This window comes from Rhizomonospora bruguierae (assembly GCF_018397995.1).
Classification (GTDB): Bacteria; Actinomycetota; Actinomycetes; order Mycobacteriales; family Micromonosporaceae; genus Rhizomonospora; species Rhizomonospora bruguierae.
Genome location: NZ_BBQH01000033.1, coordinates 56,567 through 72,323, shown reverse-complemented (window position 1 = coordinate 72,323; position 15,757 = coordinate 56,567). Strand labels below are relative to the sequence as shown.

The following is a 15,757-nucleotide window of genomic DNA, read 5'->3' as shown; positions in this document are numbered from 1 at the left end:
GGAGGCTGGGCCCGCGTGTTATCGCTGGTGCGGGCCCAGCCGCGTGCTAAAGGCGCCCCAGTACGTGGTCGACGCAGGCGGTCAGCGCCTCCACGTCGGCGGGGTCGATGGCCGGGAACATTGCCACCCGCAACTGGTTGCGGCCCAGCTTGCGGTACGGCTCGGTGTCCACGATGCCGTTGGCGCGCAGCACCTTGGCCAGCGCCGCCGCGTCCACCCCCTCGGCGAAGTCGATCGTGCCGACCACGGTCGAGCGCAGGGCCGGGTCGGTGACGAACGGGGTGGCCACCGGCGAGCGCTCGGCCCACCCGTACAGCACGCCGGCGCTCTCCGCCGTGCGCTTGGCGGCCCACGGCAGGCCGCCCTGCGCGAGCATCCAGTCGGTCTGCTCGGCGGCCAGGACGATCGTGGCCAGCGCCGGAGTGTTGTACGTCTGCTCCAGCCGGGAGTTCTCGATCGCCGTGACCAGGTCGAGGAAGCCCGGGATGTACCGGCCGGACGCCTTGATCTGGGTGGCCCGCTCGATCGCGGCCGGCGACAGTACCGCGATCCACAGCCCGCCGTCGGAGGCGAAGCCCTTCTGCGGCGCGAAGTAGTAGACGTCCGTCTCGCGCAGGTCCACCTCCAGGCCGCCGGCGGCCGAGGTGGCGTCGGTGAGCATCAGCGCGCCCGGGTCGGCGCCGGCCACCCGGCGGATCGGCACCGCCACCCCGGTGGACGTCTCGTTCTGCGGGGTGCCGTACACGTCCACGCCCGCCTCGGCGCGCAGCGCCGGCGCCGAGCCCGGCTCGGCCTTGAGCACGGTCGGGTCGGCGAGGAACGGTGCGGCCTTGACCGAGCCGGCGAACTTCGCGCCGAACTCGCCGAAGCTGGCGAACTGGGCCCGGTCCCGGATCAGGCCGAACGTGGCGACCTCCCAGAACGCCGTCGTGCCGCCGTTGCCGAGCACGACCTCGTACCCCTCGGGCGCGTCCAGCAGGGCGGCGATGCCGCGGCGCAACCGGGCCACCTGGTCGCGGACCGGCTGCTGCCGGTGGGAGGTGCCGAGCAGTGAGCCGCCGACCTCGGCCAGCGCGGCCAGGGCGGCGGGGCGGACCTTGGACGGGCCGCAGCCGAACCGCCCATCGGCGGGCTTGATCTCGTCGGGGATCCGGATGCTCGTTACGTCAGCCACTGAGCGGTGTCCTTCCGCAGGTCGGCCCGGTGCGGCCGGGCGGGTGGGGGCCGGCGGCACTGCCGAGGGTTCCCATCCTTCCACCCCGGCGGACCGGCGGCCCGCCCCGTTCCGGTGTCCCACCTCACGGGACGCGCGGGTCAGGCGTCGCGCGGGACCGCGGACCAGCCCTCGACGTCGGCGGCCTTGCGCGGCCCGGGCCCGACGTACCGCGCCGCCGGGCGGACCAGCCGGCCCAGCTTCTTCTGCTCCATGACGTGCGCCGACCAGCCGGCCACCCGGGCGCAGGTGAACATCGAGGTGAACATGTGCGCCGGCACCTCGGCGAAGTCGAGCACCACGGCGGACCAGAACTCCACGTTGGTCGCCAGCACCCGGTCCGGCTTGCGGCTGTGCAGTTCCTCCAGTGCCGCCTTCTCCAGCGCCTCGGCCACCTCGAAGCGGGGCGCACCCAGGTCGCGGGCGGTACGCCGGAGCACCCGGGCGCGCGGGTCCTCGGCCCGGTAGACCCGGTGGCCGAAGCCCATCAGCCGCTCGCCGCGGTCCAGCACGCCCTTCACGTACCCCTCGGCGTCGCCGGAGCGCTCGACCGCCTCGATCATGTGCAGCACCCGGGACGGCGCGCCGCCGTGCAGCGGCCCGGAGAGGGCGCCGATGCCCGACGAGATGCAGGCCGCCACGTCGGCGCCGGTGGAGGCGACCACCCGGGCGGTGAACGTGGAGGCGTTCATGCCGTGCTCGGCGGCGGAGATGAAGTAGGCGTCCACGGCCTTGACGTGCCGCGGGTCGGGTTCGCCGCGCCAGCGCCGCATGAACCGCTCGACGATCGTCTCCGCCTTGTCGATCTCCTTCTGGGGCACCGCGGCCAGCCCGAGGCCGCGCGCGGACTGCGCCACGAAGGACAGCGCGGTCACCGACACCCGGGCCAGGTCCTCGCGGGCCTGCGTGTCGTCGATGTCGAGCAGCGGGGACAGGCCCCAGTACGGCGCGAGCATGGCGACCGCGGACTGCACGTCCACCCGGATGTCGCCGGAGTGGACCGGCACCGGGAACGGCTCCGCCGGCGGCAGTCCCGGGCCGAACCGGCCGTCGACCAGCAGCGCCCAGACGTTGCCGAACGAAACCTGGCCGATCAGGTCCTCGATATCGACGCCCCGGTACCGCAGCGCGCCGCCCTCCTTGTCGGGCTCGGCGATCTCCGTCTCGAAGGCGACCACGCCCTCCAGCCCCGGCTTGAAGTCGGACATCTCGTACTCCTGGCTCTGGTTGTCCACGCTGACAGCCCCCCGGCCGGTGCTGGCCACCCGCCACCTGAGGCGATCCTCAGTTCGTTTCGTGCCATCTTGCCCGTTGGACAACTCGTTAGGCGAGCGCCCGAGCCTGTGCTACGTGCGACATTCTTCCCGCCCGCGCCCCCGTCGTCCGGCGGTTCCACCGTCGCCGGTGGCGAACGCGACAAAGATTGGCCTGGTCGGTGGCGGTCCGACAGGATGGGCCGGTGGCAACCGACGATCCCGACCTGGCGCGGATGCGCCGCGACTACGGCGCCGACGGTATCGATGATGGCCTCTACGAGGAGGATCTCGCGGCGGACTGGACCACGCAGTTCGGCCGATGGCTGGCGGACGCGGTCGCGGCCGGCCTGCCGGAGCCGAACGCGATGATCTTCGCCACCGCCGCCCCGGACGCCCGGCCCAGCGCGCGCACCGTGCTGCTGAAGGGGTACGACGAGCGCGGGCTCGTGCTGTACACCAACCACGAGTCGCGCAAGGGACGGGAGGCGCTGGCCAACCCGTACGCCAGCGCGGTCTTCCCGTGGATCGCCCTGCACCGGCAGGTGATCGTCTGCGGCCCGGTGGCGCCGGTGGCGCGCTCCGAGACCGAGGCGTACTTCGCGGTGCGCCCGCGCGGGTCGCAGATCGGGGCGTGGTCGAGCCCGCAGTCCCGGGTGCTGCGCGACCGGGCCGAGCTGGACGAGCACGTGCGGCTGGCGCGGCAGCGGTTCCCCGACGGCACCCCGGTGCCGCCGCCCCCGCACTGGGGCGGGCTGCGGATCGCCCCGGAGACCGTCGAGTTCTGGCAGGGCCGGCCCAGCCGCCTGCACGACCGGCTCCGCTACCGCCGGACCGGGGACGGCTGGGTGGTCGAGCGGCTGGCCCCGTGACCGCCGTCGAGCCGGAGGAGGTCGAGGCCGCCGAGGCGGGTACCGCCGCGACCGCCGGCTGGCGCCGGTACGCGATGGACACCCGCCCGCTGCGGCACGTCGCGTACCGGCGGCTGTTCGTCGGCAACGCGGTCGCCAACTTCGGGTACCAGTTCACCGCCATCGCCGTGCCGGTGCAGATGTACGCGATGACCCGCTCGTCCCTGTGGGTGGGGCTGCTGGGCGTGGCGGCGCTGGTCCCCCTGCTGGTCTTCGGGGTCTGGGGCGGCGCGGTGGCCGACGCGGTGGACCGGCGCCGGCTGCTGCTCGCCTCGTCGCTGCTGATGTGGTGCGCCACGCTGGGCCTGCTGGCCCAGGCGGTGCTCGACCTGCGCCGGCCGGAGGTTCTGCTGGTGCTGACCGCGGTGCAGTCGGTCGGGTTCGCGGTCAGTTCGCCGACCCGCCAGGCGATCATCCCGCGGCTGGTCCCGGTGGCCGAGTTGCCCGCGGCGAACACGATGAACACCACGTTCTTCAACGTCGCCATGGTCGCCGGGCCGCTCACCGCGGGCCTGCTGCTGACCCAGGTCGGCGCCGCCGCCGTGTACGCGGTGGACGCGCTCGCCTTCACCGTGATGCTCTGGGCCACCCTGCGGCTGCCCGCGCTGCCGCCGATCGGCGGCTCCGGCCGGGCCGGCTGGCGGGACATCCGCGAGGGGTTGGCGTACATCGCCACCTCCCCGGTCCTGCTGCTGTCGTTCGCCATCGACATCGCGGCGATGGTCTTCGCCATGCCCCGGGCGATGTTCCCGCAGGTCGCCGACCAGCGGTTCGGCGCCGGCTCGGTCGGCTGGCTGTACGCCGCGATCGCGATCGGCTCGGTGATCGCCGGCCTCACCTCCGGCTGGATCGGGCGGGTGCGCCGGCAGGGCGTCGCCCTGGTGGTCGCGGTGGTCGGCTGGGGGCTGGCCGTCGCCGCGTCGGGTCTGGCGCACCGGCTGTGGCTGGCCGTCACGCTGCTCGCCATCGGCGGCGCCGCGGACCTGGTCAGCGCCGTCTACCGGCAGACGATCCTGCAGACCTACGCACCGGACGGCTTGCAGGGCCGCATGCAGGGCGTCTTCATCTCCGTGGTGGCCGGCGGCCCGCGCCTCGGCGACCTGCGCGCCGGCGCGACCGCGGCCGCCTTCGGCACCACGGTGGCCTGGACCGGCGGCGGCCTGGTCGCCGCCGTGATCGCGGTCGCGCTGGCGGTGGCATTCCCGGCGCTGCTCAGGTACACGGTCGCCCGGTAGGGTCCGCTCATGACCTCAGCGAACGGGCCCGCGCCCCTGTCGGGTACACAGTGGACGATCCGGGCCGGTGGCCACGAGGCGGTCGTGGTGGAGGTCGGCGGTGGGTTGCGGACGTACCGGGTCGACGGCGAGGACTGCGTCGACGGGTTCACCGAGGCGGACCTGTGCCCCGGCTGCGCCGGCCAGGTTCTGGCGCCCTGGCCGAACCGGATCCGCGACGGCCGGTACACGTTCGCCGGCCAGGCCCGCCAGGTCGCGCTCACCGAGCCGGAGCGGCACAACGCCCTGCACGGCCTGGTGAGCTGGGTGAACTGGCACCCGGTGGAGCGGCGCGAGGACGCGGTGGTGCTGGAGTGCGCGATGCCGGCCCAGATCGGGTACCCGTGGCCGCTGCTGCTGCGCACCGAGTGGTCGGTGAGCGGGGCCGGCCTGCGCGCCACGCACACCGTGGTCAACACCGGGCGGGAGGACTGCCCGTTCGGCCTGGCGGTCCACCCGTACCTGATGATCCCCGGCGTCCCGGTCGACGACCTGGAACTGCTGCTGCCCGCCCGCAGCCGCCTGCTCGTGGACGGCCGGCTGCTGCCGATCGGCGCCGCCAAGGTCGCCGGCACCGACCTGGACTACACCGCCGGCCGGCGGATCGGCCACGCCCGCCTGGACACCGCCTTCGGTGACCTGGATCCCGGCCCGGACGGGCTGGTGACCGCCCGGATCACCGCGCCGGACGGGCGCGCCGTGGAGGTCTGGGGCGACGAACGGTTCCGCTGGTTGCAGGTCTACACCGGCGACTCGCTGATCGGCGACCGGATCCGCCGCGCGGTCGCCGTCGAGCCGATGACCTGCCCGCCGGACGCGTTCCGGTCGGGCCGGGACGTGGTCGTGCTGGCACCCGGCGGATCCTGGCAGGGCACGTGGGGTATCCGCCCCGCCGGTCGCCGGTAGCGGCCCGGGTCGAAGAGGGGGCAGGAGTGGAGTTTCGGCAGGTGGTGCGGGCGCGCCGGATGGTGCGCGACTACGACCCGCGGCGGCCGGTCCCGCCGGAGGTGGTCGACCGGTTGCTCGACCACGCGGTGCGGGCCCCGTCGGCCGGGTTCACCCAGGGCTGGGGGTTCCTGGTGCTGGAGTCGCCGGCCGACCGGGAGCGGTTCTGGGCCGCCACCACGGTGCCCGGCTGGGCGCCGACCCGGTGGCTGGAGGGCATGTCCCGCGCCCCCCTGATCGTCGTGGCGCACGGCAACCGGGACGCCTACCTGGACCGGTACGCCGAGTCCGACAAGGGGTGGACCGACCGCGACGAGGCGCGCTGGCCGGTGCCGTACTGGCACATCGACGCCGGCTTCGCGGCCATGCTGATACTGCTGACCGCGGTCGACGAGGGCCTGGGCGGCTGCTTCTTCGGCATCCCGCCGGAGCGGACGGCAGCCTACCGGTCGCAGTTCGGTGTACCTGACGAGTTCACCCCGATCGGCGCGGTCACGGTGGGCTACCCTGCACCGAGCCCACGGTCACCGTCGCTGCGGCGGGGGCGGCGACCGATGGACGACGTGGTCCATCGGGGTAACTGGTCGTAGTCTTCGGGCGGCGGAGCCGGAAGCCGACTTCGGGCCAGAAGTCGGGTGTCGGAGGGGGCCGTTACCCTGGGACCGGCGGGCCGGCGTCATGGGAGGGGAGCGTGTCGTCGTGATCTTCAAGGCGGTCCGGGACGGGCGGCCGTACCCGGATCACGAGCTGACCCTCAAGCAGTGGGCGGAGATCCCGCCCCGCCCGATCCGGCTCGACCAGCTCATCACGACCAAGCGCGAGCTCGCCCTGGACAAGCTGCTCGCCGAGGATTCCACCTTCTACGGCGACCTGTTCCCGCACGTGGTGCAGTGGAACGGCGGGCTGTACCTGGAGGACGGGCTGCACCGGGCGCTGCGCGCGGCGCTCCAGCAGCGGCACCAGATCCACGCCCGGGTCCTGGTGCTGCCGGCGCCAACTGCCAACCGGGAGGCCGCGAGCTGACATGCCGCGCCGCCGCACCTCACCCCTGGATCTGATCGACGTCGACCGGCTGCTCACCGAGGAGGAGCGGGCGGTCCGGGACGTGGTCCGCCAGGTGATCGACGACCGCGTCCGGCCGTACGTCGCCGAGTGGTACGAGGAGGCGTTCCTGCCGGTCCGCGAGTTGGCGCCGGTCTTCGGCGGGCTGGGCCTGCTCGGCATGCACCTGACCGGCTACGGCTGCGCCGGCGCCTCCGCGGTGGCGTACGGGCTGGCCTGCATGGAGTTGGAGGCGGGCGACTCGGGCGTCCGGTCGCTGGTCTCGGTGCAGGGTTCGCTGGCCATGTACGCGATCTGGCGGTTCGGCGGCGAGGAGCAGAAGCAGCGCTGGCTGCCCCGGATGGCGGCCGGCGCGGCGATCGGCTGCTTCGGGCTGACCGAGCCGGACCACGGCTCCGACCCCGCCTCGATGAAGACCCGCGCCCGCCGGGACGGCGCCGACTGGATCCTGGACGGGTCCAAGATGTGGATCACGAACGCGCCGGTGGCGGACGTGGCGGTGATCTGGGCGCGACTCGAGGACGGACTGGGCGGCTTCGTCGTGCCCATGGACGCCCCGGGCGTCTCCGTCCGCACCATCGGGCACAAGCTGTCGCTGCGCGCCTCGCCGACCGGCGAGATCGGGCTGGACGGGGTGCGGCTGCCCGCCAGCGCCCGGCTGCCCGGGGCCGAGGGCCTGAAGGCGGCGTTGTCCTGCCTCACCGAGGCCCGCCAGGGCATCGCCTGGGGCGCGATCGGGGCCGCCCGCGAGTGCCTGGACACCACCATCACCTACGCCTGCACCCGCGACCAGTTCGGCAAGCCGATCGCCCAGTTCCAGCTCACCCAGGCCAAGCTCGCTGACATGGCGGTCGAGTTGCAGAAGGCGTTCCTGCTGGCGGTGCACCTGGGCCGGGCCGGTGACGCCGGCACGCTGCGCCCCGAGCAGGTGAGCGTGGGCAAGCTGAACAACGTGCGCGAGGCGCTGGCCATCGCCCGCGAGTGCCGCACGATCATGGGCGCGAACGGCATCAGCGGCGACTACCCGGTGATGCGGCACGCGGCGAACCTGGAGAGCGTGCTGACCTACGAGGGCACGTCGGAGATCCACCAGCTGATCATCGGCCAGCGCCTCACCGGTCTCAACGCCTTCGCCTAGGTAGCGTCGCCGCCCCGCACGGCATCCCGTGCGAGGCGGCGACGAACTGACGCGTTGCCGCCCTAGACGGCGTGGCCGCCCGTCGCCGCCGGGGCCGGGGCGGCGACCGGCGGCTGGATGCCCGCCGCTGCCTCCGCCGCCTCCGCGGTCGCGATGGCCTTGGCGAGCTGCTGCTCGAAGCCCTTCGTCGACAGGTACAGCTTGTAGATGATGGCCAGGTCGAACACCAGCAGCAGGGCGCCGGCGACGACGGTGACGGCGGCCACCGCGCCGGCCACGTGGCCGGTCGCCGCGCCGATCAGCGGGCCGATGATGAACACGGCCATGTGCAGTTCGACGGTGCTCATCACGTTCGGCCGGATGCGGCCGCGGCGCAGCAGGTTGCGGAGCCGGACGAAGAGTCCGAACCGGGCGCGGAAGTCCTCGTTCAGGTCGACCACCTCGCGCTCGACCCACTTGGTCCGGTTCGCGACGGCCTGGCTGGCGTCCCCGGAGGGCACCTCGACCACGACCTCCTCGACGAAGCGGGGCGGCAGGGCGCCCGTCTCGCCGCGGGCGATCGCGGTGCGCTGGGCGGCGGCGGACAGCTTGCTGCGCATCTTCCCCTTGACCCGGCTGATCTCCAGCGAGTTGAGGTGGTGGAACATGTCGAGGAACACCACCACGCCGCCGAGCACCAGGTACAGCGGGTTGTGGGTGACCGCCCACAGGCCGCCCATGAGCGCGGCGGTGCAGGTGACCACGCGGACCCGGTCGAGCATGTAGTCCAGCCAGGCGCCGAACACGGTGCCGGTGCCGTTGAGCCGGCCGACCTTGCCGTCCATGCAGTCGGCGACGAACGCGAAGTGGAACAGCACCGCGCCGGCGACCAGCCACCACGGCGTGGCGAACGCGAAGCAGGCCGCGGCGACCAGGCCGATCAGCGCGGCGGCCAGGCTCAGCCGGTTCGGCGTGACCGACCGGTACGGCGACACCAGGCGGACCAGCCGGGACGCCAGCGGGTCCACCAGCAACACGGTCCACCAGGAATCGCGCGACTTGTAGGTTTTGACGCGGATCTCGGCGAGGCTCGCCCTTTCCATGCTCACAACTTCCGAACTTACCGCAGGGCAAACATTCGCTGAACTCCCGGGGACGACGCCGGTGAATGCGGCTGCCGTGTGTGCGGCTCCGGTCGCGGATGTCGCACCCCACTCGTACCGTGAGTACCACGTCACGATCGGCGGACCGACAGGGCGGTGAGCGATGAGCGGATCATCGGAAACCAACGGGCCCACCCGCGAGTTCCCGGAGTACGCGGCCGGCCGGGCACGGCTCGGGTCGAGCCAGGTCGACACCGACCTGGGCTGGCCGGAAGGCACGGAGGAGATCGGCCGGCCGCTGGCCGAGTCGCCATTGGCCGAGGCCGGCCGCACGGAACTGGTCGAGGCGCCACCGCGCCGGGGCCGTGGGCTGTTCTGGCTGGCCATCATCGTGGCGCTGCTGGTCGCCGCCGGTCTCGGGCTGCGCTCGGTGAACATCTTCCCGGACCTGAAGAACCCGTTCAGCAAGGAGCAGGCCGACCGCAGCCAGCCCCCGCTGCTGCTGTCGATCAAGGACCTGAGCCGGTACGTGGCCGCCCAGGGCAACTTCCAGGTGGTCATCGACCTGCAGAAGGACCGCAGGTACGTACCGGATTTCCTGCTCAACCAGCGGACGCTGTTCATCGCGGCCGGCTCGGTCGAGGCGTACGTGGACTTCGGCGCCCTGACCGAGGGCAACATCATCCGCTCGGCGGACGGCACCGGCGTGGAGATCCGGCTGCCGGGGCCGAAGCTGGGTGAGCCGAATCTGGACATCCCGGCCAGTTACGTCTTCGCGGAGCAGCGCGGGCTGCTGAACCGCCTAGGCGACCTGGTCGGCGGCGACCCGAACCGGCAGCGGGAGGTGTACGCGCTGGCCGAGGAGCGGATCGCCGCCGCAGCGCGGGACAGCCACCTGGCCCAGCAGGCGCGGGACAACACCACCCGGATGCTGGAGGGGCTCCTGCGCGGGCTGGGCTACACCACCGTGAAGGTCACCTACACGGCGGCGTAGCCGGGACGGTGACTCCTCAGTCGCTCGGCATGACGATCCAGAGCGCGAGGTAGATGATGACCTGTGTGCCGGGCAGCAGCAGGGAGAGCAGGAACAGCAGCCGGACCAGCCCCGGCGACCAGCCGAGGCGGCGGGCGAGGCCGGCGCAGACGCCGGCGACCCAGCGGTTCTCGCGGGGTCGTGACAAACGGGTGGTGGCCATGGTGTATTCCTTCCCCTCGATCGCGGTAGGCAGTCCACGCTAGGCGGCGTGCCGGCGGCATCCCTCCACCCGTGGAGGGATGCGTCGCGCCGGGCTCCCGTAGGGGCGGCCCGGGACCGGCCCGTAAACCACGACGTCGGCCCGCGTTCACCTCCAACGGCTGCTAACCTTCAGCCGTTACGCCGGCCCCGCTGACGGGACTCGGTCGGGAAGGGGAGACTCCGGTGACGTCCAGTGTCGCGGCGGTATGGGGCCACCGAGGCGTACTACGGCTCCTGGTGCAGCGCGATCTCACCGTCAAGTACCAGCAGTCGGTGCTGGGGTACATCTGGTCGCTGATCGAGCCGCTGGGCATGGGCCTGATCTACTACTTCGTGTTCGGCGTGCTGTACGGCGAGCGCGTCGGCCCGGCGCACGCCTCGTACCCGCTGTTCGTGCTCACCGGCGTCTTCGCCTGGATGTGGGTCAGCAGTTCGCTGAACGAGTCGACCAGCGCCCTCACCGGGCAGGCCCGACTGATCACCACGATGAAGGTGCCCCGCGAGGTGTTCCCGATCGGGCGCGTGATCGGCCGGTTCGCCGAGTACCTGGCCGGCGTGCCGATCCTGATCATCGCCGCGATCCTGTTCGACGGCGACTTCGGCTGGAACATGCTGGCGTTGCCGCTGGCACTGATGCTCCAGGCGATCCTGCTGACCGGCATCTCGCTGTTGCTGTCGTCGCTGAACGTGCTGCTGAGGGACGTGGAGCGGCTGATGCGGCTGGCGCAGCGGGCGCTGTTCTACGCCGCGCCGATCATCTACCCGCTTTCCCGGGTGCAGCAGAGCGACGTGCCCGAGTGGGTAAAGACGCTGTATGAGATCAACCCACTGGTCGGCATCTTCCAGTTGCACCACGCCGCCTGGATCGCCAACGAGTGGCCGCCGAACTGGCTGCTGATCACCTCGGCCGCGGGCTGCCTGATCGTGCTGCTCAGCGGGTGGTGGGTGTTCCGCCGCCTGGAACCGGCCGTGCTCAAGGAGCTGTGATGTCGTCCGAGCCGATTATCGAAGCCCGGGACCTGGGCATCCGGTTCGTCCGGAACCGGCGGCGCCAGCTGAGTCTGCGGGACATGTTCATCCACCGGGGCGGGAGCCACCCCCGCGCCGGTGACTTCTGGCCGCTGCGGAACCTGTCGTTCGACATCATGCCGGGCGAGGCGGTCGGCGTCATCGGTCGCAACGGCACCGGCAAGAGCACGCTGTTGCGCCTGGTCGCCGGCGTGCTGATCCCGGACGAGGGGGCGATCACGACGCGCGGGGCGGTGGCGCCGCTGCTGGAACTGTCGGCCGGCTTCTCCAGCGGGCTGACCGGCCGGGAGAACGTGCACCTGGTCGGTTCCCTGCACGGGATGAGCCGAGGCACCCTGCGGGCCAAGTTCGACGAGATCGTCGAGTTCGCCGGGGACCAGGTCCGGGCGGCCATCGACACGCCGGTGCGGCACTATTCCTCCGGCATGAAGGTGCGCCTGGGCTTCTCGGTGATCGCCCAGCTGCACCACCCGATCCTGCTGGTCGACGAGGTGATGGCGGTCGGCGACAAGGACTTCCGGGAGAAGTGCTACGCGACCATGGAGCGCCTGCTCGCCGAGGGCCGCACGCTGGTCCTGGTCTCGCACAACGAGAACGACCTGACCCGGTTCTGCACCCGGGGGCTGTATATCAACGCCGGGAAACTCGAGGTCGACGGCACGGTGCGCGAGGCGCTTGACGCGTACAACGGGCTGGTCCGGGCCTAGAAGGTGACGCTGGCCGTACTGCTCGCCGGAGCCCGTGCCGGCGATGTCGAGGTGCTCGCCGGGCAGTTGCGGGCGGCCGGTGCCCGCGAGGTGCTGGTGGCGCCGGTGGGCGACGGCGCGGTGCTGCGGATGGCCGCGGCGCGGGGCGAGCGGCTGCTGGTGTGCGGGGGTGACCTGGTCGCCAACGACGCGGTGCTGTGGCACCTGGCGACGGACCCGTCCGGTCGCTCGGTCGCGCTGACCGGCCCCGCGGGCGCCGCCCCGCACGCCGCCGGCGTCCGGGAGGCGCGCGGGCGGGTCGCCGAGGTGCTGCCGGCCGGTGCGGGGCAGCACGCCTTCCTCGGTGCCCTCCTGGTGGTCCCGGCGGACCTGCCCACCCTGGTGGCGGCGACCGGCCACGACGTCGATGGGCTGCTCGGTGAGCTGCACGGGTCGGGGGTGACGCTCGGGGCGCACCGGGTCCGGCTGCTGCACGCCGAGCGGGTGACCGACGCCGCCGGGCTGGCGGCCGCCCGCGCGGCGGTGGCGGCCGTCGACGAGGACGCGGCCCGGCTCAGGCTGGCCGTCAAGGAGCGCGACGACTTCTTCACCACGTTCTTCGTCAGCCCGTGGTCGCCGCTGGTGACCCGGGCGGCGGCCCGGCTCGGGCTGACCCCGACCGGGGTCACCGCCGTGTCGGTGGCGCTGGCCGGGCTGGCCGCGCTGGGCTTCTGGTCCGCTACCCGGCCCGCCCTGATCGCCGGCGCGGTGCTGCTGTACCTGGGCTTCGTGCTGGACTGTGTGGACGGGCAACTGGCCCGGTACACCCGCCGGTTCAGCGTGGCCGGGGGCTGGCTGGACACGATGGCCGACCGGCTCAAGGAGTACGTGGTCTACGCCGGGCTGGCGGCCGGCGCCGAGCGCGCCGGGCTGGGGCACACCTGGCCGCTGGCCGTGGCGGCGATCGTGCTCCAGACCGTCCGGCACATGACCGACGCCTGGTACGGCGCGATGCACGACCGGGCCGCGTCCCGGCCCGCGGCGGCGGCCGGGGTGCGCGGCATCGGCGGCCGGCTCGGCGCCGCCTCCGAGCGGGTGCAGGCGGACACCGGTTCGCCGATCTACTGGCTCAAGCGGATCGTGGTGTTCCCGATCGGGGAGCGGTGGGCGCTGATCGCCGTGGTCACCGCGCTGGTCAATGGGCGGGCCGCGCTGATCGCGGTGCTGGTTTGGGGCGGGCTGGCCTTCGCGTACACGCTCGCGCTGCGCGGCCTGCGCGCCGCGTCGATGCGGGTGCCGGTGATGGCCGGCCCGGACGCCCCGGATCACCGGGACGACGGGCCGCTGGTCCGGCTGCTCCGGCCGGGCCGGCGCGCCGGGGGCAGCGGCCTGGACTGGCTGGTGCCGGCGGCGCTGCGGGCCGTCGAGTACCTGGCCGTGGTGGCGGTGGGCGTGTACCGCGGGGTGCCGTACCCGCTGCTGTACCTGCTGCTGGTGCTCCTCGCGCTGCACCACTACGACCTCGTGGCCCGGATGGAGAAGAACATCCCGCCCCGGCGTGCCGCCGTCGCGCTCGGCTGGGACGGGCGGATGATCGTACTGATACTCGCCGCGCTGCTCCCCGCAGCGGCCCCGGCGCTGCTCGCCGGATTGGCTGGGTATGTTGGATTGGTCCTCGGCATCCGCGCCGCCGCCGGGTTCGCGGCATCGCGGCCGGCGCCGGTGCCCGTGCCGGAAGGTGGGAGAACCCGGTGACCCTGCTCAGCGTGGTCGTACCGTGCTACAAGGTGCAGGGCTACCTGCGGGAGTGTCTGGACTCGATCCTCGATCAGCGGTTCACCGACCTCGAAGTGATCGCGATCGACGACCGCTCGCCGGACCACAGCGGCGAGATCCTCGCCGAGTACGCCGCCCGGGACCCGCGGGTGCGGGTGCTGACCCCGCCGGAGAACGTCGGCCTGGGCCGGGCCCGGAACCTGGGCCTGGACGCGGCCACCGGCGAGTACGTGTGGTTCGTGGACAGCGATGACTGGTTGACCCCCGGCGCGATCGGCGCGGTGGCGCAGCGCCTGCGGGACGGCCGCCTGGACGCGCTGATCGTGGACTATGTTCGGGCGCACTGGGACGGTCGCATCGAGCCGAGCAGCTCGGTGGACGTCCTGCCGGCCGCGCCGGACGAGTTCGCGTTGCACGAGTGGTTGCCGGCGTTCCGGATCCTGCACGTCGCCTGGAACAAGATCATCCGGCGGGAGTTGCTGCTCCAGCTCAACTTCCGGTTCGAGTCCGGCTGGTACGAGGACGTCTCGTTCACCTACCCGGTGCTGGGCGCGGCGCGGCGGATCGGTGTGCTGAACCGGGTCTGCGTGAACTACCGGCAGCGGCGCACCGGCGCGATCACCCGGACCCGGGGCGAGCGGCACTTCGAGATCTTCGACCACTGGGTGCACGCCTGGGAGCGGACGGCGGGGTGCGCGCCCGAGTTCGAGGCGCTGCGCCGGCCGATGTTCGACCGGATGATCTGGCACCTGCTGCTCGTGCTCGGCAACGGCGAGCGCGTGCCGGCCCGCTCCCGTCGCGCCTTCTTCGCGCGGATGACCGAGTTCTACCGGCGGTACCGCCCGGAGGCCGGGTACACGCCGCCGGGCGGCCTGGCGGGGAAGCGGCACCGGATGATCGCCCGGGGCTCCTTTGTGGGCTTCGAGGCGCTGCGTCAGGGTCGGGCGAACGTGCGCCGGGCGCGGCGCTTCGCCCGGCGGGGCAAGCGGGCCGCGTTCACGGCCGCGCGCCGGGTACGGGAGCGGCTGTACCGGGGGTACTACCGCATCCAGCGGCGGCTGCCGGTGGACCGATCGCTCGCGCTGTACGCGTCGTACTGGTACCGCGGGTACCTGTGCAACCCGGCCGCCATCCACGCCAAGGCGCGTGAGCTGGCGCCCGGCGTGCGCGGGGTGGTCGTGGTGAACCGCTCCCGGGCCGGCACCATCCCGTCCGGCGTGGACCATGTCGTGGCCGGCACGCTCCGCTACTACCGGCTGCTCGCCCGCGCGGGCTACCTGTTCAACAACGTGAACTGGCCGAACTGGGTGCGTAAGCGCGCCGGGTCGGTGCACGTGATGACGCACCACGGGACCCCGCTGAAGCTGATGGGCCTGGCCCAGCTCGACCACCCGGTCGGCGCCAAGGGCAAGGACATCCGGGCCGAGCTGGCCCGGGCGGACCGGTGGGATTTCAGCGTCACGTCGAACGCCTTCACCACGGAGATCTGGGAGCGGGCGTACCCGTGCCGGTACGAGACGCTCGAGGTCGGCTACCCGCGCAACGACCGGCTGGCCCTGGCCACGCCGGCCGACTCGGCCGCCGCCCGGGAGAAGGTGGGCGTGCCGGCGGATGCCACGGTGCTGCTGTACGCGCCCACGCACCGCGAGTGGCTTGAGGACGGGCGACCGGTGCTGGATCTGGCCGAGTTCGCCGCCCAACTGCCGCCGGACCACGTCCTGCTGGTCCGCTCGCACTACTTCTACGACAAGGCGGGGCGCCCCGAGGCGGGCGGCCGGGTGGTGGACGTCTCCCGGTACCCGATCGTGGAGGACCTTTACCTGGCCTCCGACGCGCTCATCACGGACTACTCGTCGGCGATGTTCGACTACGCCGTCCTGGACCGGCCCGTGGTGATCTTCGCGCCGGACTGGGAGGTCTACCGGACCAACCGCGGGGTCACGTTCGACCTGATGGCCGAGCCGCCCGGGGCCGTCGCGACCACGCTGCCGGAGCTGGTCGACGCGTTCACCGGCGGCGGGTACGCCGGTGACGCCGCGGCGAAGGCCCGCGCCGCCTTCCGGGCCCGGTTCTGCGCGCTGGACGACGGTGGTGCCGCCGAGCGGGTGGTGCGCCGGGTCCTGCCGACCTCCGCACGACATTCGTGACCGA

General features: G+C 72.9%; 15 protein-coding genes. 11 read left to right on the top strand and 4 right to left on the bottom strand.

From position 1 onward, the window contains the following. Nucleotides 1-46 precede the first annotated feature (46 nt). Both serC and KJS59_RS18410 read right to left on the bottom strand, forming a co-directional pair. The gene (gene serC, locus KJS59_RS18415) at nt 47-1,174 is read right to left on the bottom strand and encodes a phosphoserine transaminase (RefSeq protein WP_213454153.1); all 1,128 of its coding nucleotides are present in this window, start codon (nt 1,172-1,174) and stop codon (nt 47-49) included. Nucleotides 1,175-1,314: 140 nt separating this feature from the next. Continuing rightward, on the bottom strand, nt 1,315-2,421 hold the full coding sequence (locus tag KJS59_RS18410) for a citrate synthase 2 (protein ID WP_213454175.1): 1,107 nt from the start codon (nt 2,419-2,421) through the stop codon (nt 1,315-1,317). 281 nt (nt 2,422-2,702) lie between these two features. Here KJS59_RS18410 and pdxH point away from each other — a divergent pair, with 281 nt between their 5' ends. The 6 genes from pdxH (at nt 2,703) to KJS59_RS18380 (ending at nt 7,796) form a co-directional block, all read left to right on the top strand. Then, nucleotides 2,703-3,338 (top strand): pyridoxamine 5'-phosphate oxidase, encoded by a 636-nt coding sequence (pdxH, locus tag KJS59_RS18405; protein ID WP_213454174.1) that lies wholly within the window; start codon nt 2,703-2,705, stop codon nt 3,336-3,338. Nucleotides 3,339-3,412: 74 nt separating this feature from the next. Then, nucleotides 3,413-4,612 carry an MFS transporter gene (locus tag KJS59_RS18400; RefSeq protein ID WP_213454173.1) on the top strand — a complete coding sequence of 400 codons (1,200 nt, stop codon included), beginning with the start codon at nt 3,413-3,415 and terminating at the stop codon, nt 4,610-4,612. Nucleotides 4,613-4,621: 9 nt separating this feature from the next. After that, nucleotides 4,622-5,557: an aldose 1-epimerase family protein gene (locus KJS59_RS18395; protein ID WP_213454152.1), complete on the top strand. Its 936-nt coding sequence runs from the start codon at nt 4,622-4,624 to the stop codon at nt 5,555-5,557. Nucleotides 5,558-5,583: 26 nt separating this feature from the next. After that, nucleotides 5,584-6,186 carry a nitroreductase family protein gene (locus tag KJS59_RS18390; protein WP_213454151.1) on the top strand — a complete coding sequence of 201 codons (603 nt, stop codon included), beginning with the start codon at nt 5,584-5,586 and terminating at the stop codon, nt 6,184-6,186. A 109-nt stretch (nt 6,187-6,295) separates the two neighbouring features. Continuing rightward, the gene (locus KJS59_RS18385) at nt 6,296-6,619 is read left to right on the top strand and encodes a type II toxin-antitoxin system VapB family antitoxin (protein ID WP_213454150.1); all 324 of its coding nucleotides are present in this window, start codon (nt 6,296-6,298) and stop codon (nt 6,617-6,619) included. A gap of 1 nt (nt 6,620) precedes the next feature. Then, complete coding sequence (locus KJS59_RS18380; RefSeq protein WP_213454149.1) at nt 6,621-7,796, top strand: acyl-CoA dehydrogenase family protein; 1,176 nt, start codon at nt 6,621-6,623, stop codon at nt 7,794-7,796. Between the two features lie 62 nt (nt 7,797-7,858). Here KJS59_RS18380 and KJS59_RS18375 read toward each other — a convergent pair whose 3' ends face one another. Continuing rightward, nucleotides 7,859-8,878 carry a CDP-alcohol phosphatidyltransferase family protein gene (locus KJS59_RS18375; RefSeq protein ID WP_213454148.1) on the bottom strand — a complete coding sequence of 340 codons (1,020 nt, stop codon included), beginning with the start codon at nt 8,876-8,878 and terminating at the stop codon, nt 7,859-7,861. A gap of 163 nt (nt 8,879-9,041) precedes the next feature. Between KJS59_RS18375 and KJS59_RS18370 the strand changes: the two genes are divergently transcribed. Continuing rightward, the gene (locus KJS59_RS18370) at nt 9,042-9,872 is read left to right on the top strand and encodes a DUF4230 domain-containing protein (protein ID WP_213454147.1); all 831 of its coding nucleotides are present in this window, start codon (nt 9,042-9,044) and stop codon (nt 9,870-9,872) included. Between the two features lie 16 nt (nt 9,873-9,888). Here KJS59_RS18370 and KJS59_RS18365 read toward each other — a convergent pair whose 3' ends face one another. Next, nucleotides 9,889-10,074 carry a PspC domain-containing protein gene (locus KJS59_RS18365; RefSeq protein ID WP_213454146.1) on the bottom strand — a complete coding sequence of 62 codons (186 nt, stop codon included), beginning with the start codon at nt 10,072-10,074 and terminating at the stop codon, nt 9,889-9,891. A gap of 224 nt (nt 10,075-10,298) precedes the next feature. On the opposite strand from KJS59_RS18365, the gene KJS59_RS18360 reads away from it, so the two are divergent. The 4 genes from KJS59_RS18360 (at nt 10,299) to KJS59_RS18345 (ending at nt 15,753) form a co-directional block, all read left to right on the top strand. After that, the gene (locus KJS59_RS18360; RefSeq protein ID WP_213454145.1) at nt 10,299-11,102 is read left to right on the top strand and encodes an ABC transporter permease; all 804 of its coding nucleotides are present in this window, start codon (nt 10,299-10,301) and stop codon (nt 11,100-11,102) included. Nucleotides 11,103-11,185: 83 nt separating this feature from the next. Continuing rightward, nucleotides 11,186-11,851 carry an ABC transporter ATP-binding protein gene (locus KJS59_RS18355; RefSeq protein WP_376771201.1) on the top strand — a complete coding sequence of 222 codons (666 nt, stop codon included), beginning with the start codon at nt 11,186-11,188 and terminating at the stop codon, nt 11,849-11,851. A gap of 3 nt (nt 11,852-11,854) precedes the next feature. Next, complete coding sequence (locus KJS59_RS18350; RefSeq protein ID WP_213454143.1) at nt 11,855-13,585, top strand: CDP-alcohol phosphatidyltransferase family protein; 1,731 nt, start codon at nt 11,855-11,857, stop codon at nt 13,583-13,585. Then, nucleotides 13,582-15,753, top strand: coding sequence for a bifunctional glycosyltransferase/CDP-glycerol:glycerophosphate glycerophosphotransferase (locus KJS59_RS18345; RefSeq protein WP_213454142.1), 2,172 nt, complete (start codon nt 13,582-13,584; stop codon nt 15,751-15,753). Before KJS59_RS18350 ends, KJS59_RS18345 begins: the two co-directional genes overlap by 4 nt. Nucleotides 15,754-15,757: the final 4 nt, after the last annotated feature.

What these genes read in the sequence shown, in the direction of transcription:
- KJS59_RS18395 (WP_213454152.1), top strand. Translation starts at nt 4,622, where the DNA reads ATGACCTCAGCGAACGGGCCCGCGCCCCTGTCGGGTACACAGTGGACG.
- KJS59_RS18410 (WP_213454175.1), bottom strand. Translation starts at nt 2,421, where the DNA reads ATGTCCGACTTCAAGCCGGGGCTGGAGGGCGTGGTCGCCTTCGAGACG.
- KJS59_RS18375 (WP_213454148.1), bottom strand. Translation starts at nt 8,878, where the DNA reads ATGGAAAGGGCGAGCCTCGCCGAGATCCGCGTCAAAACCTACAAGTCG.
- KJS59_RS18370 (WP_213454147.1), top strand. Translation starts at nt 9,042, where the DNA reads ATGAGCGGATCATCGGAAACCAACGGGCCCACCCGCGAGTTCCCGGAG.
- pdxH (WP_213454174.1), top strand. Translation starts at nt 2,703, where the DNA reads ATGCGCCGCGACTACGGCGCCGACGGTATCGATGATGGCCTCTACGAG.
- KJS59_RS18380 (WP_213454149.1), top strand. Translation starts at nt 6,621, where the DNA reads ATGCCGCGCCGCCGCACCTCACCCCTGGATCTGATCGACGTCGACCGG.
- KJS59_RS18365 (WP_213454146.1), bottom strand. Translation starts at nt 10,074, where the DNA reads ATGGCCACCACCCGTTTGTCACGACCCCGCGAGAACCGCTGGGTCGCC.
- KJS59_RS18400 (WP_213454173.1), top strand. Translation starts at nt 3,413, where the DNA reads ATGGACACCCGCCCGCTGCGGCACGTCGCGTACCGGCGGCTGTTCGTC.
- KJS59_RS18355 (WP_376771201.1), top strand. Translation starts at nt 11,186, where the DNA reads ATGTTCATCCACCGGGGCGGGAGCCACCCCCGCGCCGGTGACTTCTGG.